This is a genomic window from Sphingomonas sp. Leaf20, assembly GCF_001421535.1.
GTDB lineage: Bacteria > Pseudomonadota > Alphaproteobacteria > Sphingomonadales > Sphingomonadaceae > Sphingomonas.
Genome location: NZ_LMKN01000001.1, coordinates 492,424 through 513,402, shown reverse-complemented (window position 1 = coordinate 513,402; position 20,979 = coordinate 492,424). Strand labels below are relative to the sequence as shown.

The following is a 20,979-nucleotide window of genomic DNA, read 5'->3' as shown; positions in this document are numbered from 1 at the left end:
CGCCGCGAGCGCCTGACAGGATTGCGGCGCGTACGTACGACGGGCCCGGCCGATCGCCGACGATGCGACTCCGCCGGCCCGCACCGCGCGTCTTCGATCCCGAGGAGGTGGTCGAAGGGGGCGGGCGTGCCGACCCCTCACGCGGTTGCAGGATGCCCGTGACCGCGCTGTACGGGCTTTGTCGGTGGGACGGCGGGATTGCGGATCGGGACCTGCCCCGAATGGCGGCCGCATTGCGGCGCTTCGGTCGATCCGGATCGGATCACTGGACGGCGGGTTCGATCGCACTCGGCATTGCGCGTCACGCGCTGCTTCCCGAAGACGAGCATGTGCCCGAAATCCACCAGCGCGGACGGCGCTATGCGGTCGTTGCCGAGGTGCATCTGAGCGAGCGGGAGTCGCTGGTCGCACAACTCGACCTCGACGCGCAGACGGCCGCACTCATGTCCGATGCGGCGCTGGTCGCGGCGGCGGTCGAGCGTTGGGACGAGGCTGCGTTCGACCGTATCTACGGCGCCTTTGCCGTGGCCGCCTGGGACACGCATGAGCGCCGGCTGATACTCGCGCGGGATCCACTCGGCGCGCGCCCCTTATTCTATCACGCGACCGGAGACCTGCTCGCCTTCGCGTCGATGCCCGAAGGGCTGACGGTCCTGCCGGCGGTCGACGCGGGCATGGATACGGACCAATATGTCCGGCTGCTGCGCGATCTGGCGCCCGAACGGGATCGGACGCCGTTGCGCGGCATATCGCGGGTCATGCCCGGACATCATGTGATCGTGCGGAAGGACGGGATCGACCGCGTCCGGTGGTGGAAACCGGACCTGACGCCGCTGATCCTCGCCGATCAGGACGATTATGCCGCTGCATTGACCCGGCATCTGGAAAACGCGGTGAGGGCCTGTCTGCGCGGCGTTTCCGGCCGCGTCGGCGCGCAGCTGAGTTCGGGGTTCGACAGCAGCGCGGTGCTCGCGGTTGCGGCGTCGCAGCTCGCGCGGCGTACGGTCGACGCCGGCGCGGTGAAGATAACCGCGTTCACTGCCGTGCCGCGATCGGACCGGCATACGCAGGTGCTGGCCCATCACATCGCCGACGAGGGCGATCTCGCAGCGGAGGTCGCGGCAAGCCTGCCCAATGTCGATCATGTGCGTGTCAGCGTCGAACACGGTACGCTCGATACGCTTGGTCGGACCACCGGCCTGTATCCGCTGCCGATCCGCAACCTATGCAACCTGACCTGGGTCGATGCGATCGCGGACGCGGCACGCGCGCGCGGACTGACCATCATGCTGCAGGGCGGGATGGGCAACATGACGTTGAGCGAACCCGGCGTTCTCGCGCTGCAGGAACTGATTGCCGCCGGACGGTTTCCGACCTGGTTTAGGATCGCGCGGAAGCTGGTGCGCAACGGGTGGATGCAGTGGCGCGGCGTGCTGTGGAACAGCGTTGCCGGCAAGCTTCCGGAACGCGTCTGGCGGTTCATGGAGACCCGCTCGGGCCGCGCGCCGATCGCCACGCGCCGCTTCACGCTGCTGCGCGATGCCGTCTACGACCATGCCGGCAGTATAGCGCGTGAGACCGCGACCGCCGATCCCTACACCGTCATCGACGTCGCCGAGTCGGCGCAGCCGGTCGCCACGAGCGTCCAGAACCGGCTTGCGATCGCCTCGGCGGATATCGGCAGTCTGCACAAGGCGCAGCTCGGCGAATGGGGGATCGATACGCGCGACCCCACCGGCGATCGGCGGTTGATGGAGTTTGCGCTGCGCGTGCCCGTCGAACGCCTCATCTGGGACGGCGAGCCGCGCGCGATCCTGCGCCGGGCGATGGCGGGGCGGTTGCCGGCATCGATCGTCGACAACCGTCGCCGCGGGTTGCAGAGTGCCGACTGGCACGAAGGCCTGATCCAGTCGCGTAGCGCGCTGATCGACGAGATCGAACGGATCGAGATGTATGACCCGGTTGCCTCGCTGATCGATATCGACCGGCTGAAGGCGCTCGTCGCGGATATGCCCGATCTCGATTCGCCGCGCTGGCAGGAGGGCGATACCGAGGTCGATTATCGCCTGACGCTGCTCCGTACGGTGTCGATCGCGAGCCACATGCGTCGCGTGTCGCGAAGCAATGTCTGACCCTGGCCCCCCCGCCGCATCGGCGTCGCCGCGTCATGATCGGTATCTGGCGAACCACCTCCGGCATGGTCGCGCGCTCGCGGGGAAGCTTCACGCGCTGTCCGGGGCCGACGCGGTCGCGCTGGCCGAGGCGATCGTGCTCCTCGGCCTTGCCGCGCCGCTGATCCGCCTCGTCCCTTTTCGGACGATCGCCGCGGCTATGTCCACGCCGATAGGTTCGGCGCGACATGACGCGGCCGTGATCGCGGCGACCGTGGAACGCGTCGCATGGGCGATCGACCGATCTGCCAAGCGTGTGCCGACGCGCGCGCTGTGCTTCGAACGCGGGCTCGCGGCGCATCTGATGCTCCGCCGTCGCGGGATCGATTCGACGCTGGTCTACGGCGTGGCGCCGGGTGACAGCGACGGCAGTGTCCTGCGCGCGCACGTCTGGGTCCATGTCGACTCCGTCGAGGTGACGGGCGGCGGTGACCTGACGGGCGGCGACGACCTGACGGGTTATGCACCGCTGGCGAGCTTTCCCTCGGGGCGTACGCACACCGAGCCGCTGCGGCCCCGCCCGCCGTTACCCGCCATTCATGAGCGGGACGCGTGACGCTCGGTATATCGCAGTCGCTCGCAGCCGCCAGTCTGCCCGACGTCGCGACCGCGCCGTTTGCCTTGGTCGCCGCCTGCAGCGCCTGGCCGCTGCACGGGCCTCAACTCGCGGCGATACGGGCGGCCGAGTCGGATGGTCCATTACTCGACTGGGAGCAGGTGCTGGCGCTGATCGAGCGCCACCGGATCGCAGGGCTGGTCCATCATGCGCTGACGGTTGCCGATATCGCGATCCCGGCGCCGTTTGGTGCGATCCTGCAGGCGCGCGCGACCGCAGACGGCGTCCATGAACTCAAGCAGGTCCATCGCACACTGGCCTTGTCGCGCGCCCTCGACGCCGCCGGGATTCGCCACTTCGTGCTGAAGGGCGTGACGAGCGCGATGATGGCGTTCGGCCGCTACGGCGTTCGCTACAGCGTGGATATCGATCTGCTGGTCGATCGGACCGCGATCGAGGCGGCCGCGGACACGATGCGCGCGCTGGGCTATGTCCGGGTCGATCCGCCCGAGCTGGCGACCGCGGCAGACGTTCGGGCGTGGATGGCGCATCACAAGGACGTCGTATTCGTCCACCCCGATGACGAGACGGTCGTCGAACTTCACTGGCGGCTCTTCCAGAATTCCTATCTGATGCCAAACACGGTGGAGGGGCCGCTGACGAGGCTCGCCCTGTTTCCCGGGGCGGACGTGCCGACGCTCCCCGAGGAAACGGCGTGGCTCTATATCTGTGCGCATGGCGGTGAGCATGGCTGGGCGCGGATGAAGTGGCTCGCCGATCTCGGGGCTTTGCTGGCGCGGTCGAGTGGAGAGGCGCACCGGCTGTATGCACATGCCCATGCCGCACGCCTGAAACGTCTCGTCGGTCCGGGCATCATCCTGTGCGCCAAGCTTTACGGAACAGCGGTACCCGAGCGGCTCGAACGCGATTTTGCGCACGATCGAAGGATGCGCTGGATCACGAGCATCGCGTGGCAAAGCCTTGTCGGCGACGAAAGCGGCACCGAGCTCGAGGCGACCAAGCTGGGCGCGACACGCAAGAATCTGGGGCATTACCTGATCTCGAACGATCCCCGCCATTGGTGGCGCGAATTCGTCTTCGATCTGCATGATCGGGGGCGCGGCGACGAGGAGACCGCGGGACCGTCCCGCGTGGCGCGCGTCATCGGACGCCTGGCCCGTCTGGCGCGCAAGGAGCCCTGATCATGACAGCCCCAAGCGATCGCGGATCGTCCGCGCCATCGAGGATGCAGCGGATGGGTTCGGGCCGATCCGTCGGAGCCGCGCGATGAAGGTCGCGTTGCTCAACGTGAAATACAGTGCGAATCTGGGGGATGGCCTGTTGTCCGAATGCCTCGAAGGCGCGCTTGCGTCGGCATTGGGCCGGATTGCCGGCGCGGGCGGGCCGATCGTCGTCGAGTCGATCGATCTCGCCGGGCGAACCGGCTTCAGCAGCGGAAGCGGGCTTCGCGGCACGGTCCTCAAGACGCTCGAGGGAATGCCTGACTGGGTGCGTCAGCCGATGATGTACGTCGTGCTGAAGACGCTCGTGCGGACACGGCTTCGCAAATTCTATGCCGACAGCCTGGCGGGCGTCGACGCAGTCGTGCTTGGCGGCGGTAATCTCCTCGCCGACTCGGACCTCAATTTCCCGATCAAGATCGAGGCCGCCCTCGCCGAAGCGACGCGGCGCGGGCTGCCGGTGGCGGTATTCGGTGTCGGCGTCACGCGGAACTGGACGCGTACCGGCACGCGGCTGTTCGCGCGCGCGTTCTCGCGGGCGAGGCTGATCGACGTGACCGTGCGCGATACGCGGTCGCAGGCCGTGTGGAACGACCTGCTCGCCGGCCGGTCGATCCAGCCGGCGGGACTGGCCTGCGATCCGGGTCTGCTCGCAGCGTCGCGCTATGGCGACTGCGCGGCGAGCGATCGGACGAAGCCCGTCGGGTTCTGCATCACCGATCCGCTGTTGCTGCGCTATCACGGCGAAGCCTCGGTGATCGGCAGCGATATGGCCGGCTGGTATGCCGACGCCATATCGGCGCTGGCGAACAGCGGACGCGAGGTGGTGCTGTTCACCAACGGCAGCCCCGAGGATCGCGCGTTTCTGGACACGATCGCGCCCGCGCTCGTTGATCGCGGCAACGGTCGCGTGCGCCGGGCCGAGGATTTCACGACCCCGGGAGATCTGGTGCGCTTCATCGGGGGGTGCGCGCTGGTCGTCGCACACCGGATGCACGCGTGCATCGCCGCCTATGCGCTCGGCATCCCGCCGGTCGGACTGGCATGGGACGTCAAGCTCGACAGCTTCTTCGCGCTGACCGAGCGGAGCGACTATATCGTTCCTGACCGCCGATATCGAGGCGGCGGGAGCGGGGCTGGGGGTGGAGCCGCGCGACACTTGCGCATTTGCCTCCGCGATCCGGCTGATCGCCGAGGATGATCGACGCGCGCGGCGGATGAGCGAGGCGGCGGTCGGACTAGCCGGACGGATCGCGTTGTCGACCGATGCGTGGATCGATCGCCTGCTGCTTATCTATGGCCACCGATTGGCTGCAGTGCGGCGTCCAGCGGAACATCCGTCCGATGCGGCAGCAACAGCCTCTCGACGCTGATCGGTGATGGTCGAGGGTCGGCGATGATCGGGCCGGTTGCGCGCGGACGCCGGCGCCCCGCGCCTGCAATCGGGCTCCAGCCATCATGCAGCGCGAGAGCGCGGAACCGCTGCGCCTTGAGCGGCACGACCACCGTCCCGAGCGTGCCCATCGTGACCAGCCACCGTGCGACGTCGACCGGCGTTCCCTGGAGCGCGGACCCGAATTCCGCGCCGGTGAGGAACAGCACCGCGGTCATCGCAAGATCGCCACTTCGGATATTGGGAAACGCCAGAAGCAGCGTGATCGCCAGCAGGTAACTGCCCGCGGCCGCACGGATCATGTCGGCCGAACCCTGCGCATAGACCAGCGCGATCCCAATCATGATCGGCGCGATCAGGAGCTGGGCGGCACGCTGGACATGGCGTGGCGTAATGAAACGCAGCGGGTGGAGACGAGACATATGCGCAGTGCATAGACATCGGGACCTAAAAAACGATTAACCCTGCCATATGGGTCATCGCGTACTTGCGGATCAGAAATATCGCTCGCCAACGCGAATCGTATCGCCGGGTAAAACCGGGACGGCGCTGCCACGGCCATTGACCGAACCTTCCTCGGCAGCGCGGGAGCGTCGTATGAATAGTGTCGTCGTGTTGGCCCGGGTGGTAAAACCCCCGGCCGTGGCGACCGCCTGTTGTACGGTCATGCCGTTCATGAAGGGATATTGTCCGGGTCGTACCACTTCACCGAGGATATAATAGGGGCGGTAGTTCAGGACCTCGATACTGACCTTGGGATCATTGACGATATCCTTCCCGAGTCGCGCCTGAAGCGCCGCTGATGCCGCTTCCAGCGTCAGGTTTCTGACGGGAACGAGCCCGACGAGCGGGAAGGCGATCGCACCGGACCCGGTCACGGTATATTCGCCCGTGAGGTTCGGCTCGTTGTAGACCGTGATCCGGAGCTTGTCGTTTGCATCGAGCACATAGGGTTGGTCGATCGTCCCCAGCTGCGCCTGCGATAACGGCGGCGGGTTGACTGTGCATCCCGTCATCGCTGCTGTCGCCATCGCAATCGTCATCATAACCGATATCGTAGTGCGCATATGAAATCCCCTTGATGGCGATATCTATTGAAGATGCTGGCGGCGTTCCAGTATCTATCGACGCGGATGGCTAATACGGCAAATATTTGTACGGATCTAAGTGTAGTACATACTGTTGGGTCGCTAACTCGTTATTATCGAAAGATTCGCTTCTTGGCGGATCGCAGTCCGACACCGACGCGTCTTTGCAGATCATAGGACAATGTCTTGCGTGCACGGCGCAGGTCCGACGATCCGTGTTGATCGGCGCAGGTTTCGGACCTGCGCCGGGCGGCGGCGATCGCAACCGTGTCTGCGGCCGCGGCAAGCGTGGCGTCGTGGCTGTCATGCGCCAGCGCGCGTAGCAGGGCGTGCGGCTGCGGCGTGAAGGGTGCGACCTCGAGGATGGGGGCGAGTGGCGGAATCACGATATGCGGCGCGAATGCCGCCCAGATCGATCGTGCGTCCGTCATGTTCGCGGCGAAGACCGCATCGATGCCGATCGAGCGCGCGAAGTCGGACCATTTGAACGGGACATCGAGATGGCCATTGTCCCAGAAGCAGAAGGGGCGGCCATAGGCGGCGGCCACGATCGCGCCGTGCAGCGAGGCGCTAAGGACGAAATCGGCGGAGGCGATCTGATCGAGCAGATCGCGCAGCGCCGCCTCCGACGCCGCGATTTCCGGATGCACGAGGCAATCTGCCCCTGACAAAGCGAGCAACGCGTCGCGCGACCGGCCGTCCTGGATATGCGGAATGCAGATCGCCTTGCCCGATGTCCGAGGATGCGACGTCGGGCGGTGGAGGAGCGGCGCGAGCAGCCCTGGATCGCCCATGACCGTATCCGCGGGCAGGTCAAGCGCATCGCGCGACAGCGGTCCGCGAATGCCAAAGAACCGACAATGCGCGCGTGTCTGCTGCGTCAGGCCGGCAGCACTGCGTGCGCCGCAGCACCAATAGGCGATCAGCCCCGCGACATGGCCGTTGGTGCGCGCCAGGTCGCGCCGCACCCAGCGTTCGTCGATGACGCTGCCGACAAGGCGGAACATGTCCGCATCGATCCGCGGGTAGGCGAGCAATTCCTTGCAGAACAACTCGGGAAGATAGTCGCCGAAATTCTGCGTCGGCGCGAACTTGATGAAATAGTCGATTCGGTCATCGAGCTCGGCAAAGCCATCGCCCACCCATCTCTGTCGATCGATCATGCGGTTTCACTCATCATGGTTTGCCAGTCGTTGCGGAATCTTGCGGGGGTGAACCGGTCCAGCGATGCGCGCAGCCGGTTTTGCCGGGCCTCGCGTTCGGGGGGGCGTCAGCGATGCCAGCGCGATCATCTGGGCCGCGATCTGTTCGATATCGTGCGGGTCCGCGACGAGCGCGCCGTCGCCGGCGACTTCGCACAGGACACCGCCAGCCGAGACGAGTGGCACGAGACCCCGTGCGATCGCCTCGGCGACCGGAACGCCAAAACCTTCGAGCAGGCTCATAAGCACGAACCCCGACGCGGTATCGTACAGCCAGGCGAGCTGCGCATCGGTCACATAGGGCAACAGCGTGACACCCGGTGTCGCCCGGGCGGCGTCGTCGACCGCGTCGCTACCGGGTTCGCGGGCGCCGCAGAGGACATAGCCTATACCCTGCGCCCAGAGCCCGGACTTCGCATAGGCGGCGATCGACGATGCCTGATTCTTGCGTCGCCCGATGCTGCCGACGGTGAGCAGGAAGGGCGTATCGACCTCGCGGACGGGTGAACCCTGCACCGTATCGAGATCGCGCCGCAGCGGCGGGTAGATGACGCGTCCATCGGCCGGCGCGTCGTAATGGCGTGCGAAGGCATCGGCGGATGCGTTGCTGACGAACACCATCCGGCAGCCCCGCGCGGCGATTCGGGCATAAGCGTGCGCGTAGAGCGCGGCGACCTCGCCCCCGAACAGGTCGGGATGCGTGATCGGGCCGAGGTCGTGACACAGCACGGCGTCGCGGCGCTCCAGCCTGGCATGAAGGACCGTGAACGGGTCGAGGTGCAGCATGCGTTCGCTGGGGCGAAACGCCGGGATGAGCGTGGATAGCGGCGACGCCTGCAGGGCCTGGTCGACGGTGATCGCGCGGCCAAGGCATCTGGCCATCATGCCGGTCGGATGGCGGTTCCGGGGCAGGCGCCAATAATATATTTTCTCGATGACGAGTGCCTGATCACAAATAATATCACGTCCGATGAAAAACTTACCCGTTCGGTTGTACAGTGCGGATGAAAAATCAACCGACCATTTGTCCATCGCTGAATGCCCCCACGATACAACCTCGCAATCAAGATAACAGTGTTGTGTCCGATTTTAATAGCATTTAATATTTTGTACAATATGCCAATCAATAGCGTCGCTTCGCTCGTGTTGTCTTGGTCCGGTGCAAATGACTGCTTGCACAGATCGATGGTTGAGGCCACGAAAGGCAGGGGTGCGGGGGTTAGACTTTGAATGTGATGCTGGTATCGCAACGGGGCGGGTCGATCACTGTCCCTGTCATATTGAAGGCATGTGCGGTTGCCTTTGCAGGGTTGCCAGCACTCGCGTTCGCGCAGGCTGTGCCGTCGCAGACGGGGCTTGGGTCGCGACAGGCGTCAGTCACCGCGCGCGTCGCGTCCGGATACGAGGCGATCGGCATCGATGTCGGCGGCTTCACGCTATTCCCGACGACGACGATCAACACGGGGTATGACACCAATATCTATGCAAGTTCGCGCATCGAGGTGGCGGATGCGTTCGTAACGCTGGCGCCGCGGATGACCGCGCGATCGCAATGGGGACGACATCGCCTGTCGATCGTCGCCGACGCCAACATCTAGCGTTATGCCGAGCGGACGATCGCAAACAGCACGCAATATGGCGCACAGGCCGACGGGGTCCTCGACATCGGCAGCCAGACGCAGGTCACGCTCCGTGGGACGATAGCGCAACGGATCGAGCCGCGCGGGACGGAGGGCGATACCTTTATCGGTGGCGCGCCGATCGGTTATCGGGTGATCACCTCCTACGCGAGCCTGCAGCAGCAGCTTGGCGCGGTCGGGCTTCAGGTCGGCGGCAATTACAGCGTCTTCCGGTACGGCAGGACCCGCGTCGCCAACCAGGTCGCCGACCTGTCGTTTCGCGACTTCCGGTCCGTCGGTCTGGACGGCCGGATCGGCTACCACGTCTCGGCGAGCGTCGCGCCCTATGTGAGCATATCGTACAACAAGGCCAGCTACCCCGAATCGTCGCGAACGATCGATCGCGACTCGCACGGCTATCAGCTGCTCGGCGGCGTGGCGGTCGAGCTGACCTCGCTGCTCGTCGGGCAGGTCGGCATCGGGTACATCTCGCAGAAGTTCGGCAACGCGGTGTTCAGCGATGTCGGCGGGTTCAATTATCGCGGTTCGCTCGTCTGGACCCCGACCACGCTCTCGACGGTGACGCTGCAGGCCAATCGTTCGCTGCAACGCGGGCCGACGATCGGCGTGGCCGGCGTCATTCAGAGCGAGGTGCGCGTCGGAGTCGATCATGAACTGCTGCGCAATCTGATCCTGCACGCCGATGTCGGATATTTCGACGTCGGCTATCGCGGCATCGATCGTAGCGACAACCGCCTCAATGGCGGCGTCTCGGCCCGCTACGCGCTGAACCGCAATCTGTCGATCACGCTCTCCGAGGCATATTCGCGTCAACGTCCCGGAGGGGCTTCGATCACGGGCCGATCCTATGATCGACATCAGCTCAATGCCGGCGTGGCGATCCAATTGTGACGCCCGGCACGCACGACGAACGCCGCGATGGCCGCAGGCATGCCGAACATCAAGAAGGGGGTGACACGTGGTTGCGCTGATCAAAAGCTTTCAGGGGGACGACAATGGAGGCGCGATCATGCCTTATGTCGCACCGACCCCACCGCGGTCGCAGACGGATCGGATCGATCTGCGTGCGCTCGCGGCGATCTTTCGTCGTCGGGTCGGGATCTTCCTGACCGTGCTGGTCGCGGTGATCGTCACCGCGCTGGTGCTGACGACCTTGCAGGTGCCGCGCTATACCGCGACCGCCTCGATCGCGCTCGACGTCAAGCAGGACCAGATCACCCCGGTGGGGCAGACCGATCGATCGCTTCCCTCGACCGTGCCGAGCGACGCGTATGTCGACACGCAGATCTCGGTGATCGGATCGCAGACGATGGCGATGAAGGTCGTCGATCGCCTCGGCCTGGATCATCGGCGGCAGTTCACGCGCCGCGAACCGGCCACCGGCCTCCGCGGCTGGTTGAGCCCCGATGCGGGCGGGCCGATCGAGCCGGCGGTGGCGCGAGCAGCCGCGCTTCGGTACCTGCTCGGCAACGTGACGGGCCGACGCGTCGGCGAGACCTATGCGCTCGATATCGTGGCCGAAAGTGAGGATCCACGCGAAGCCGCAGACATCGCGAACGCCTATGCGATCGAGTACACGCAGGGGGCACTGCGCGAACACCGCGCCGCGAACGAGCGCAATCTCAGATTCCTCTCGGGGCGCCTGCGCGAGGTTCAGGCCGATGCGCAGGCCGCGACGAATGCGGTCCAGCGCTATCGCAATAGCAATGGCCTGCTGACATCGACCACCGCGTCGCTCAACGAGCAGGAGATTTCGAGCTACAACCAGGCGGTGGCGTCGGCGCAGGCGCAGTCCGCGGAGGACGAGGCGCGGCTGGCGACGGCACGCACGCAGCTTCGCGGCGGCTCGACGGGTGGGGATATCGGCGAGGCCTTGGGGGCCCCCGTCATCAGCAACATGCGCGGCACGCAGAGCGCCACCGCGACGCGTCTCGCCGAACTGACGACGCGATATGGATCGGCGCACCCCGAAGTCCGGCAGGCGCGCAGCCAGCTTGCCGAGGTCAACGGGCAGATCCAGGCCGAGATCGGGCGGATCATCTCGAACCTCGATGCAAAGCGCCGGGTATCCGCGCAGCGCCTGTCCTCGCTTCGGTCGTCGCTCGGATCGGCGCAGGGCGGGCTTGCGGTCCGCAACGAGGCGCTTCCCGGTCTGAACGACCTCGAGAAGCGTGCGGCGACATCGGAGGCGCTCTACGAGAGTTATCTCAACCGGTACAAGGAGCTGAGTGCACGCGAGGGGACCGAGCAAGCCGACGCGAGCGTGCTTACCCCGGCGCTTACCCCGACGCGGGCGAGCAGCCCGAACGTGCTTCTCAACCTGATCCTCGGGATCGTGCTCGGGATCGGCCTCGGGATCGCGGTCGCGTTTGTCACCGAGATGGGGTTCGCCGGAATCACCACGGGTGACGACATCGAGCAGCGTCTCGGCGTCCGCTATCTCGGCTCGATCCCGTTGCTCGGATCGGTCATGCGCCGCGGCAAGCAGCCGCCGGTGATGGCGATCCTGAACGACCCGCGGTCCGCGTTCGCCGAATCGTTCCGGTCGCTGCGTGCGTCGCTGCAGTTCGCGCAGGCGGGGCCGGCGCGTGTCATCGCGGTCGCCTCTGCGCTGCCCCAGGAAGGCAAGACGACCACGGCGATCTGCCTTGGCCGCTCGATGGCGATGGCGGGGGAACGCGTCGTGCTCGTCGACTGCGATCTGCGGCAGCATGGGGTCAGCCGTTTCCTGCGCCGGGAGCACGATGCGCCCGGGCTGACTGAGGTGCTGCGCGGCGAGGCGACGCTCGAACAGGCGATCATCGTCGACGAATCGACGTCGATGGCCGTCCTGCCGGTCTCGACGCGGGGCGATCTCGATGCCGAACTCGTGACGGGCGAGCAGATGGACCGGCTGCTCGACGATCTGCGCTCGCTGTACGACGTGATCGTGATCGATACCGCGCCGGTGTTGCCGATCGCCGACGCGCGTCTGGTGCTCGGCAAGGCGGACACGACGGTGTTCGTTGTCCGCTGGCGCAAGACCCCGGATCACGCGATCCGTGCCGCATTCCGCATGCTGCCCGCCAGCCACGTCGCGCTCGCCGGCGTCGTGCTGACGCGTGTCGACATGCGCAAGCAGGCGCGCTTCGGCTATGGCGACGAGACCTTCTATTACCCGGCGTACAAGAATTATTATGCATGACGCGTGTCGCGTGCCCGGGACGGGGGGCGGGACGGGGGGCGGGGTTATCGAACATGCGATGACCCCGCCACCGATCGCGTCGGCGCGCCGCGGCACCGGTCCGCTACGCGTTGCGATCATCCATTACTGGCTGGTGACGATGCGGGGTGGAGAGCGGGTGGTCGAGCGCCTGCTGCATCTGTTTCCCGACGCGGATATCTTCACGCACGTCTACGATCCCTCGGCGGTATCCGACATCATCCGGGCCCGTCCGGTAAAGACCAGCTTCATCCAGAAGCTGCCGGGCGCGCGGCGGCATTATCAGAAATATCTGCCGTTGATGCCGATGGCGCTCGAGGAGTTCGACCTGCGCGGGTACGACCTTGTCATCAGCAGCGAATCCGGGCCGGCAAAGGGCGTGATCGCCGCGCCGGATGCGCTGCACCTTTGCTACGTCCATTCGCCGATGCGGTACCTGTGGGACCATTATCACGACTATCGCGATGCCGCCGGACTGGTCAATCGGCTGGCGATGCCGTGGCTGTTCCACCGGTTGCGGACATGGGACACGGCATCGGCGGCGCGCGTCGACACGTTCGTCGCGAATTCGGAATTCATTGCAAAGCGGATCGAGCGCGCGTGGCGGCGGCCATCGACCATCGTCTATCCCCCCGTCGCGACCAGCCTGTTCCACAAGGCGGACGTAATCGAGCCGCATTATCTGTGGGTCGGTCAGATGACACCGTACAAGCGGGCAGATCTCGCGGTCGATGCGTGCAACGCGCTCGGCCTGCCGCTGCTGATGGTCGGCACGGGCGAGATGGCGGACGCACTGCGCAAGCGGGCAGGGCCGACGATCCGGATCGTGCCGCGGATGAGCTTTGCGGACCTCAAACAGGCCTATGCGACGTCGCGCGCGTTGATTTTCACGCCGGAGGAGGATTTCGGGATCGTGCCCGTCGAGGTGATGGCGTCGGGACGGCCGGTGCTCGCCTATGCGCGGGGTGGCGCGCTGTCGACGGTACGGACTGGCGTGTCGGGGCTGTTCTTCGCGGAGCAGACCGTCGAGTCGCTGATCGAAGGGGTCGAGGCGATGGAGCGGTTTCTGCCCGAATTCGATCCCGACGCGGCGATGGCGCATGCCGAGCGTTTCGCGCCCGAGCGGTTCGATCGCGGAATCCGCGACGCGATCGCGGCATGCTGGTGAGGCGGCCCGTCCGTCGGGTAACGCACGCATGCTGAGCGAGCGTCGGAACACCGTCGCGTCGTTCGCGCGGGCGCGTGCAGCAGCGCCGTCGTGGTCGCGGCTGCTACACGCGACGCCGTCGGGGGCGTCGCCGTCATCGCCGCCCGTGGTCTGTGCCGGCACTCGTTCGACGGATCCGAGCGCGCCAGCCGCTGCCGCGGGCGCTGGTCCGCTTCGTCTCGGTAGGCATGCCGCCACTCGCGTCATCCGGTTTTCTCTGGTCCGCTATGTTGTCTGGGACGCCTCGGACCAAAGTCGGTTTGGCGGCCGGGCGGCGATTCGTAATTTCTGCGGTGGCGTCATGGCTGGCGATGGTCCGTTCGGGATCGGTGTGGACCCCAGGCCGATGGAAGGGGCGGGCGGCGACGCGATCGCGCACGGCACTGCGGCATGGTCGCATCGTGTCGCGCGTCCAGTCCTCTCGCGCGGATCCTCAAGATGGGTGCGCGTGCGGAACTCCGATGTCCCGGACTATTTGGGTTGCGGCTTGGAATGAGGTCGTCATGAAATGCTATTGCATCAACCTCGACCGTGACGTGGATCGGCGTGCCTGGGTCGAGGCGCAGGCGAGCGCGGCGGGGCTCGTCCTGACCCGCGTGCCCGCGGTACTGGGCAGCGCGCTTGGCGCCGAAGAGCTCGCGCGCCACCGCGCGGCCACGGATCACGCAGGGGCCGTCGCGTTGAAGGACTTGTCGCCCAACGATCTCGCGCCGCATGACCTGTCCCCGGGCGAAGTCGGCTGCCTGCTCAGCCATGTGCGTGCGCTTCGGCTGTTCGTCGAGAGTGACGAGCCACATGCGCTCATCATCGAGGACGACGTCCATATCGCGCTGGATGCCCGTAAACTGCTCGCCGACCTCGCCGCAGAGCATCTGCCGGCGTTCGACCTCATCAAGCTCGAGGCGACGCCGATGCGGACGTTCGTCTCGCGGGCCTATCGTCGGCTTTCCGGTGAGCGGCGGCTATACGATCTCTTGTCGTTCAATCTCGGAACGGCGGCGTATCTGGTGAAGCGATCGACCGCGATCCAGTTGATCGAGCGCCTCGAAAGCTCGATGATGCCCTGCGACTATGCGCTATGTTCGCCGGAGACGAACGGCCTGAAGATCGGGCAACTGCAACCCGCGCCATTTATCCAGGACAATTTCACCCATGGGGTGACGACGCTGCGGAGTTCGATCGGTGAACGGCCGTCGCATCGCCGCCGGAAGCATCGACTTCTCTGGGCCAAGGCCTTGGCAAACCAGTTCTACAATATCGTCCAGATTCCGCGGGGGCGGCAGCGGATCCGGATTGTCTGGCGGTGACGCCGGACATCTCACGCGGGTGACGACCGTATGCCGGGCTCGCCTATCATGGCGGTTTCACCGGTCATGACGCCGGATTTGGTGTCGGTCGCGGCGTTGGTTTCGGCCGGGGCATGGCTCAGCGAATGCAGCGCATTCAGGACGTGGCGGCGCAACAGGGCGATACTCATCGCCCAGCCTCCGGCGCCGAGGATGATGACGATGACGAGCTGCGCGATCGCGTCGCTGGCGACATGTGCGGCGATGATGTCACCCGTGACCGCAGCGATGACCGTCGCGCACAGCGGTATCACCATGACCGCCGCAGCGGTCCGCAGCTGGCGCGATCCGAAACCACCCTGCCTCGCTGCGAAATACACCAGCCCCCCTCCCGACACGACGGACGAGCAGGCGGCGGCGGTTGCGGCGCCGATCACGCCCAAGACGGGGGCGAACAGCAATGTCAGGCCGGCACTGGCAATCGCGGTCACGATCTGGATGATCAGCACAAGACGTTGACGATCATAGACGAACAGCGAGGTGCCGGCGAAGATCGTGAAGAATCCCCCCATCCGCGCCATGCACAGGATCGAGATCACCGGGCCCGCAGCGGTCCATTGTTCGCCAAGCGCGATGGGAGCGAGCCGGTTCGCGACGATCGCCATGCCGGCGAGTGCGGGCCAACCGAACAGCGCGATGCCCGACAGCATCGTCAGCCACTGGCCATCGGCGGGGTTGCCCGCGGCATATCGGCGCGACAGGCCGGCCATCGACATGATCGCTGCCGGCTGCGCGAATATGTCCGACGCTGCCCCGACGATCCGGCTGCCCGCCCGGTACACGCCCGTCGAGGCCGGCGAAAGGATTGCGCCAAGGATCAGGTCGCCGCTGTAATTGTTGGTGAAGGACAGGATGACCGAGCCATAGCGGCTGATCGACCACCGTACGACCGTCGCCAGATGATGCGGGTCGACACGCCGGAGCCTTGGCAGGGTCAGCATGCACCAGTAGCCGATCGTCAGCAGCACGGCGCGGACGTAGTTCTGCACGATCAGCGCGATCAGGCCATATCCCCTGACGAGCATGACGACCGCCAGCCCGGAACTGACCAGTTCGACGCCGGTCGTGATGGCATAATATGTGCGGATGTTGCCCTGTCGCAGGAGCTGTGACTCTTCCCAGCTTGCGACGGCTGCAATGAGGATGGACGGCGCGAGCATCAGCAGCACGGGTTCTACCGCGGGCGATCGGAAGATCAGCGGCGACAGAAATGCGATGCACGCCAGCACGATCGTCGACGCGGCGGCGAGTAGCGCATTGGCTACGAGACATTCGAGCGCGGACTTTTCGAGATCGGGCGCCTTCATGAGATATTCGAACGGCCCGGCATACAGCAGCGTTCGCGCCAGCGTCACGAACGCGGTGGCCAGCGCGAAGACCCCGAAATCGGCCGGGTCCAGGTAGCGGGTCGCGACCAGCGTCACCCCGATCAGGACGACCTGGCTGCTGGCACGCGACGTCATCGCGATCAGCGTCGCGATGGCACCCTGACGGCCCTTGCTCATGCGATTGTCTCGACCTCTACGGGGGCGGGGTTGGCGTCTTCGTCGCCGTGCACGGATGCCCGCTCGAGAATGGCCGCAAGCAGCTGCTCGCCCGCCGCCCGCCAAAGATACCGTGCCGCGAGCGCGCGGCCGGCAACGATCTTTTCCGCGCGCAGCTCGGGATCGGCGAGACGGGAGAGCGCCTCTCGCCAGCTCGCGGGATCGTCGACATCGGCATAGAGTACCGCATCGCGACACACCTCCGGAAGCGCCCCCGCGGGCGTCACGATCGCCGGACAGCCGCACAGCATCGCCTCGACCGGGGGCAGACCGAACCCCTCGGTCCGCGACGGGAACAGCAGCGCATACGCACCTTCATACAGTGCACGCAGCGCCGCATCGTCGCACGCACCGGCAAACACCGTGCCGGGGGGCGGGGTGAGGCCTGCGGCATGAAGCGCCTGCCGATCCGGGCCGATGAGGACGAGGCGCAGGCCGCGGACGTCGGTCGCCAGCGCGTCGAACACGACACGGTTGTTCTTGTAGGCCTTTGCGCTGCCGAACAGCAGGACGTAGCGCAGCGGCTGGATGCCGAGCTTCGACAGCGCATCGCTCGACGCGGCGACGTCGTGGATATGGTCGCCGCCATTGTGCATCCGTCGCGTGCGGGCCCGGGCCGACACGCCGAGCAGATCGAGCATCTGACGCGAATAGTCGGACACCGTCAGGACGATCGCACTCGACCGCGCCATCCGCGGCACGAGTAGCCGATAGCCGATCCGCTGACGCCATGGATAGGAGCTGTCGGGAAACAGGAACTGGGCATCGTGCAGCAGCAGGATCTTGTCGGGATGCGACAGGGGGGCGAGATTGGCGAGGTTCACGAGCACGCCACCCCGGGCCAGACGCGGCAGGACGCGCTGCTCCCAGCGCTGGCCGAGAGCACCTGGCTGTTCCGCCACCGTGATCGCGCGGAGCGTGGGCTGCCATCGCCGCTTCTCGGGTATGAACAGGACCGCCTCAGGCCGCGACTCGATCGGCATTTCCCACAGCAGCGTATCGACTTCGCGGATCAGCCGGTCGGCAACGCGGTGAACGCCGTTCAGAGCGCCGGCGTAGAACTTGCCGTTGAAGTAGACCGCGCGCAAGTCGGTCACATCTGCTCGATGCGGCGTGGATCGACGCGGCCACGGATGACGTCGATCAAGGCCATCGCATTGCCGATCAGCCGTCCCCGCCGATCGATCAGCGGTTCCGGACGAAAGCTGCGGATCAAGTTGGCGGCGATGTTCTTGCGTAACAAAAGGCCGCCCAGGCCCGGCTGCATCGTGCCCTTTCGCCTGAGATAGACGATATTCGCGACCTGCGAGTAGCCGAGTTTGCGACCCGACGTGCGCCCGCCCTTTGCCCCCATGTGCACGCCCGTGACTTGCCCTGTCGAGATCAGGCGGCCGCGGCGACCAAGTTGATAGGTATAGTCGATATCCTCCTGCCACCCATAAAGCGGGAGCGCCTCGTCGAACCGCAGATCCACCGCGGCGCTCATCCGGATCGCCATATTGCATCCGTATAACGCCTCCCGCGTCTTGATCCGCGCGGGCAGCGACGCGGCGTCACGCGCGATCAGCATCTCGGCCTCGTCGACGGTGAAGCCTGGACCGCCGATCCCGTCCGCAACGAGGTCGCCGGTGATGCCGACGACGTCGGGATGCGCCATGAACAGCCGTTCGACGGATTCGAGATAATCATCCGCTGGGATGAAGTCGTCGTCGAAGAAGACGATGATATCGGCGTCGTGCTGGAGCAGGTCGAGCGCGCGGTTGCGTTGTCGACATAGCCCGCGTTCGGCAAATGCGATCCGCGGGGGGGTGGGGATTGCATCGACCCCGTCGACGTCGGCCGGAGACACCGAAACAACGAGCACGCCGTCGGCCCGCCGTGTCTGACGCGCGAGACGCGCGACCGTCGATGCGACGAGCGCCGGTCGCCCGACTGTCGCGATCGCTACATGTATCGCGAGCATTCGATGAAACCTCCCGAGATCGGCAATCATCATCTAGAGTATCTATGCATTAGATGGCAATGCTATGCTGCAGAGCAGTACAGAAATATTGGAACAATATGACGTATAGACCATGCTCTATCCCGAAATATAGCTGAATCCCATGGACAATTCAGTCGCACAAATTGTAATTAATGGCAGATTTCTGACCCAGCCGACAACCGGAGTACAGCGCGTTGCCCGCGAAGTGACGCGGGAGCTCGATCATCTTGTTTCGGAAGGTAAAGTTGCACTGAGGCTGCGGCTGGTGTGCGAGCCGCGCGCCGATGTGTCGGATCTCGACTTGCGTGTGACGCAGGTGGACCGTGTCGGTGGTGCGACGGGCCATGTCTGGGAGCAAGTGCTGTTGCCGTTGAGCCTGCGTGGTGCGCGGCTGCTGTGCCTCGGCAACACGGCCCCGGTCGTAACGCTGTTTACCCGGCGGCGTGTCGTGTTGATGCTGCACGACCTGTCGTATCGCCTGTACCCGGAGGCTTATACGTGGCGGTACCGGCTGGTTCATGGCCTGATGCTGCCAATCCTGCTTCGTCGGGCGGCGCCGATCATGACCGTTTCGGAAACCGAAAAGGCGATGCTCGCGACGATCGCGCCGAGCTCGGCGAAGAATATCAAGGTTGCCCAGAATGGCGGCTGGCGCGACGATGACGACCTGTTCGTAACCGGCGCGCAGTCCCGCGGTGCGACGCCTGACGTCTCTGTGGCCGCCATCGGCAGCCCCGAGGTGTCGCGCGATCAGCCGGGCTATGTCCTCTATGTGGGGTCGTTTTCGCAGCGCAAGAACTGGGATGGCGTGTTGCGGGCCGCGATCCGCTTGGCGCGCGAAGACAATGTCGCGACAATCCTGGTCGGCTCGCGTGGAGGGTATCTTGCGCCGGGGGGCGTCGAGATTCCCTGCGACGTGGCCGGGCTCGTCCATCTCAGGGGGCAGGTCGAGGATCTTGCAGAGCTTGGCCATCTCTACGCGAATGCAGCCTGTCTGCTCTTTCCGTCCTTTTACGAAGCGTCTCCGCTGCCGCCACTCGAAGCCATGCATTTCGGCTGCCCCGTGATCGGGTCCAGCATCCCCGCGATTCGGGAGCGCTGCGCAGATGCAGCCGATTATTGCGATCCCTTTGATATCAACGACATCGTCGCTTCCGTCCGACGGGTGATGAATAATCCCGCCTATTCGAGACAACTCGTCGAGGCCGGGTACGAACGCTGCCGGCTCTATTCATGGCGGACTCAAGTGCAAAAACTGGTCGATGCCATCATTGAGTGATGTCTTGGTAATTCAAATACATCGATAATATTTGTATTAAAAGAACCGGCAAATACATCATTCATGGTGCAGATTCAGACTCGATATAGTAAAATGACGTAGTAATAAAATACCGATGGAACTATTGTGCGATGCACAAGCATTGTCGTCGGGGGAAGAGCGCGATGTATCATCCGGCAGCGTTGAAGCCATCAAGTGCGATGCCGCCGGTGAAAATATTCGGTATGACATCGCGATATGGCGTCGCTCGCCTCTTTGACATATCCGTCGCGCTGACGGCGTTGCTGTTCTTCAGTCCATTGATGATATTGATCGCGATTACGATCTACGTGCGCGATCCGGGCCCGATCCTCTTCGCGCAGCGCCGGATCGGCCATCGTGGCCGCAAATTCGGATGCTTCAAATTCAGATCGATGGTCGTCGATGCAGAGGCGCGGCTTGCCGAGCTGCTGGCGTCCGATCCGGCCGCGCAAGCCGAGTGGAATCGCGACCACAAGCTGCGCGACGATCCGCGCATCACGCTGATTGGCAGCGTGCTGCGCAAGAGCAGCCTCGATGAGCTGCCCCAGCTCTTGAATGTCCTGCGCGGCGACATGAGCATCGTCGGGCCGCGGCCGATCGTCGATGCCGAAGTTACGCGGTACGGACGGTACTTCGCCCATTATTGCCACGTCAGGCCTGGCATCACGGGTCTGTGGCAGGTCAGTGGGCGCAACGACGTGTCCTATCGGCGGAGAGTCGCGTTCGATGTCATGTATTCGCGCCGGCGATCGATGATATTGGACATCAGGATCATTGCGATGACGGTGCCCAGCGTCCTGCTTGCACGCGGCTCATATTGATCACCGAAATCTCGGTCGCCTGAGCCCCCCGCAGGCGCGGCGCGTCGACCAGAGCGCGCGGCGTCGCGGTCTTTCCCGTCCTGGTCTCGCAAAGGCTGCGATCCGGACGCGAGGCGCGCGATATGCCCCATGGCACCACACAGTGCCGCTGGGAGCGTGACCGTGGTCGGGATAAGTGCCGCCCGTCGAGCGGACCGCTGGTCCCGGTATAGGCGGTCGGCAATACATCGTGGCTCGAACTGCCCGATCTATTCAATACTTACAATGCTTGCCAATATTTGGAG

16 protein-coding genes and 1 pseudogene are annotated in these 20,979 nt (G+C 65.1%); 10 read left to right on the top strand and 7 right to left on the bottom strand.

The genetic code is table 11. The annotated features are described in order from the left end of the window. Positions 1-62: 62 nt before the first annotated feature. The 4 genes from ASE72_RS02505 (at position 63) to ASE72_RS02490 (ending at position 5,169) form a co-directional block, all read left to right on the top strand. Complete coding sequence (locus ASE72_RS02505; RefSeq protein ID WP_082445742.1) at positions 63-2,132, top strand: asparagine synthetase B family protein; 2,070 nt, start codon at positions 63-65, stop codon at positions 2,130-2,132. Next, positions 2,125-2,727, top strand: coding sequence for a lasso peptide biosynthesis B2 protein (locus ASE72_RS02500; RefSeq protein ID WP_056016225.1), 603 nt, complete (start codon positions 2,125-2,127; stop codon positions 2,725-2,727). The genes ASE72_RS02505 and ASE72_RS02500 overlap by 8 nt, the downstream gene beginning before the upstream one ends. After that, on the top strand, positions 2,724-3,929 hold the full coding sequence (locus ASE72_RS02495; protein ID WP_056016222.1) for a nucleotidyltransferase domain-containing protein: 1,206 nt from the start codon (positions 2,724-2,726) through the stop codon (positions 3,927-3,929). The genes ASE72_RS02500 and ASE72_RS02495 overlap by 4 nt, the downstream gene beginning before the upstream one ends. An 85-nt stretch (positions 3,930-4,014) precedes the next feature. Next, the gene (locus ASE72_RS02490; RefSeq protein WP_162235454.1) at positions 4,015-5,169 is read left to right on the top strand and encodes a polysaccharide pyruvyl transferase family protein; all 1,155 of its coding nucleotides are present in this window, start codon (positions 4,015-4,017) and stop codon (positions 5,167-5,169) included. Between the two features lie 89 nt (positions 5,170-5,258). On the opposite strand, the gene ASE72_RS02485 is transcribed toward ASE72_RS02490, so the two are convergent. The 4 genes from ASE72_RS02485 to ASE72_RS02470 form a co-directional block, all read right to left on the bottom strand. Continuing rightward, positions 5,259-5,783 (bottom strand): hypothetical protein, encoded by a 525-nt coding sequence (locus tag ASE72_RS02485; protein WP_056016216.1) that lies wholly within the window; start codon positions 5,781-5,783, stop codon positions 5,259-5,261. A gap of 72 nt (positions 5,784-5,855) precedes the next feature. Beyond that, a complete protein-coding gene (locus tag ASE72_RS02480; protein ID WP_200916148.1) occupies positions 5,856-6,407 on the bottom strand; it encodes a polysaccharide biosynthesis/export family protein in 552 nt (183 codons plus the stop codon). Between the two features lie 155 nt (positions 6,408-6,562). Next, positions 6,563-7,612 carry a polysaccharide pyruvyl transferase family protein gene (locus tag ASE72_RS02475; RefSeq protein ID WP_056016210.1) on the bottom strand — a complete coding sequence of 350 codons (1,050 nt, stop codon included), beginning with the start codon at positions 7,610-7,612 and terminating at the stop codon, positions 6,563-6,565. Positions 7,613-7,618: 6 nt separating this feature from the next. Continuing rightward, positions 7,619-8,536: a glycosyltransferase gene (locus tag ASE72_RS02470; RefSeq protein WP_162235453.1), complete on the bottom strand. Its 918-nt coding sequence runs from the start codon at positions 8,534-8,536 to the stop codon at positions 7,619-7,621. A 350-nt stretch (positions 8,537-8,886) separates the two neighbouring features. Between ASE72_RS02470 and ASE72_RS02460 the strand changes: the two are divergent. From ASE72_RS02460 to ASE72_RS02445, 4 genes and pseudogenes are all read left to right on the top strand, one after another. Further along, a pseudogene (locus tag ASE72_RS02460) lies at positions 8,887-10,182 on the top strand (outer membrane beta-barrel protein). Positions 10,183-10,300: 118 nt separating this feature from the next. Next, entirely contained in the window at positions 10,301-12,475 is a 2,175-nt protein-coding gene (locus tag ASE72_RS02455; RefSeq protein WP_082445856.1) for a GumC family protein, read from the top strand. 58 nt (positions 12,476-12,533) lie between these two features. Continuing rightward, positions 12,534-13,661 (top strand): glycosyltransferase, encoded by a 1,128-nt coding sequence (locus ASE72_RS02450; protein ID WP_056016195.1) that lies wholly within the window; start codon positions 12,534-12,536, stop codon positions 13,659-13,661. A gap of 542 nt (positions 13,662-14,203) precedes the next feature. Further along, complete coding sequence (locus ASE72_RS02445; protein WP_056016192.1) at positions 14,204-15,007, top strand: glycosyltransferase family 25 protein; 804 nt, start codon at positions 14,204-14,206, stop codon at positions 15,005-15,007. Positions 15,008-15,018: 11 nt separating this feature from the next. On the opposite strand, the gene ASE72_RS02440 is transcribed toward ASE72_RS02445, so the two are convergent. The 3 genes from ASE72_RS02440 to ASE72_RS02430 are packed head-to-tail and all read right to left on the bottom strand — an operon-like array spanning position 15,019 to position 18,553. After that, positions 15,019-16,551 carry an oligosaccharide flippase family protein gene (locus ASE72_RS02440; RefSeq protein WP_056016189.1) on the bottom strand — a complete coding sequence of 511 codons (1,533 nt, stop codon included), beginning with the start codon at positions 16,549-16,551 and terminating at the stop codon, positions 15,019-15,021. Next, positions 16,548-17,687 (bottom strand): glycosyltransferase family 4 protein, encoded by a 1,140-nt coding sequence (locus ASE72_RS02435; RefSeq protein ID WP_056016187.1) that lies wholly within the window; start codon positions 17,685-17,687, stop codon positions 16,548-16,550. Before ASE72_RS02435 ends, ASE72_RS02440 begins: the two co-directional genes overlap by 4 nt. Then, positions 17,684-18,553: a glycosyltransferase family 2 protein gene (locus ASE72_RS02430; protein WP_082445738.1), complete on the bottom strand. Its 870-nt coding sequence runs from the start codon at positions 18,551-18,553 to the stop codon at positions 17,684-17,686. Before ASE72_RS02430 ends, ASE72_RS02435 begins: the two co-directional genes overlap by 4 nt. Positions 18,554-18,695: 142 nt before the next feature. Between ASE72_RS02430 and ASE72_RS02425 the strand changes: the two genes are divergently transcribed. Together ASE72_RS02425 and ASE72_RS02420 are read left to right on the top strand one after the other, a co-directional pair. Beyond that, positions 18,696-19,853 (top strand): glycosyltransferase family 4 protein, encoded by a 1,158-nt coding sequence (locus tag ASE72_RS02425; RefSeq protein ID WP_082445737.1) that lies wholly within the window; start codon positions 18,696-18,698, stop codon positions 19,851-19,853. Between the two features lie 164 nt (positions 19,854-20,017). Next, entirely contained in the window at positions 20,018-20,695 is a 678-nt protein-coding gene (locus ASE72_RS02420; RefSeq protein ID WP_327196452.1) for a sugar transferase, read from the top strand. The last annotated feature ends 284 nt before the right edge of the window (positions 20,696-20,979 follow it).

What these genes read in the sequence shown, in the direction of transcription:
- ASE72_RS02470 (WP_162235453.1), bottom strand. Translation starts at nt 8,536, where the DNA reads ATGATGGCCAGATGCCTTGGCCGCGCGATCACCGTCGACCAGGCCCTG.
- ASE72_RS02445 (WP_056016192.1), top strand. Translation starts at nt 14,204, where the DNA reads ATGAAATGCTATTGCATCAACCTCGACCGTGACGTGGATCGGCGTGCC.
- ASE72_RS02505 (WP_082445742.1), top strand. Translation starts at nt 63, where the DNA reads ATGCGACTCCGCCGGCCCGCACCGCGCGTCTTCGATCCCGAGGAGGTG.
- ASE72_RS02490 (WP_162235454.1), top strand. Translation starts at nt 4,015, where the DNA reads ATGAAGGTCGCGTTGCTCAACGTGAAATACAGTGCGAATCTGGGGGAT.
- ASE72_RS02455 (WP_082445856.1), top strand. Translation starts at nt 10,301, where the DNA reads ATGCCTTATGTCGCACCGACCCCACCGCGGTCGCAGACGGATCGGATC.
- ASE72_RS02440 (WP_056016189.1), bottom strand. Translation starts at nt 16,551, where the DNA reads ATGAGCAAGGGCCGTCAGGGTGCCATCGCGACGCTGATCGCGATGACG.
- ASE72_RS02480 (WP_200916148.1), bottom strand. Translation starts at nt 6,407, where the DNA reads ATGATGACGATTGCGATGGCGACAGCAGCGATGACGGGATGCACAGTC.
- ASE72_RS02450 (WP_056016195.1), top strand. Translation starts at nt 12,534, where the DNA reads ATGACCCCGCCACCGATCGCGTCGGCGCGCCGCGGCACCGGTCCGCTA.
- ASE72_RS02425 (WP_082445737.1), top strand. Translation starts at nt 18,696, where the DNA reads ATGGACAATTCAGTCGCACAAATTGTAATTAATGGCAGATTTCTGACC.
- ASE72_RS02420 (WP_327196452.1), top strand. Translation starts at nt 20,018, where the DNA reads ATGTATCATCCGGCAGCGTTGAAGCCATCAAGTGCGATGCCGCCGGTG.
- ASE72_RS02485 (WP_056016216.1), bottom strand. Translation starts at nt 5,783, where the DNA reads ATGTCTCGTCTCCACCCGCTGCGTTTCATTACGCCACGCCATGTCCAG.
- ASE72_RS02500 (WP_056016225.1), top strand. Translation starts at nt 2,125, where the DNA reads ATGTCTGACCCTGGCCCCCCCGCCGCATCGGCGTCGCCGCGTCATGAT.
- ASE72_RS02430 (WP_082445738.1), bottom strand. Translation starts at nt 18,553, where the DNA reads ATGCTCGCGATACATGTAGCGATCGCGACAGTCGGGCGACCGGCGCTC.
- ASE72_RS02475 (WP_056016210.1), bottom strand. Translation starts at nt 7,612, where the DNA reads ATGATCGATCGACAGAGATGGGTGGGCGATGGCTTTGCCGAGCTCGAT.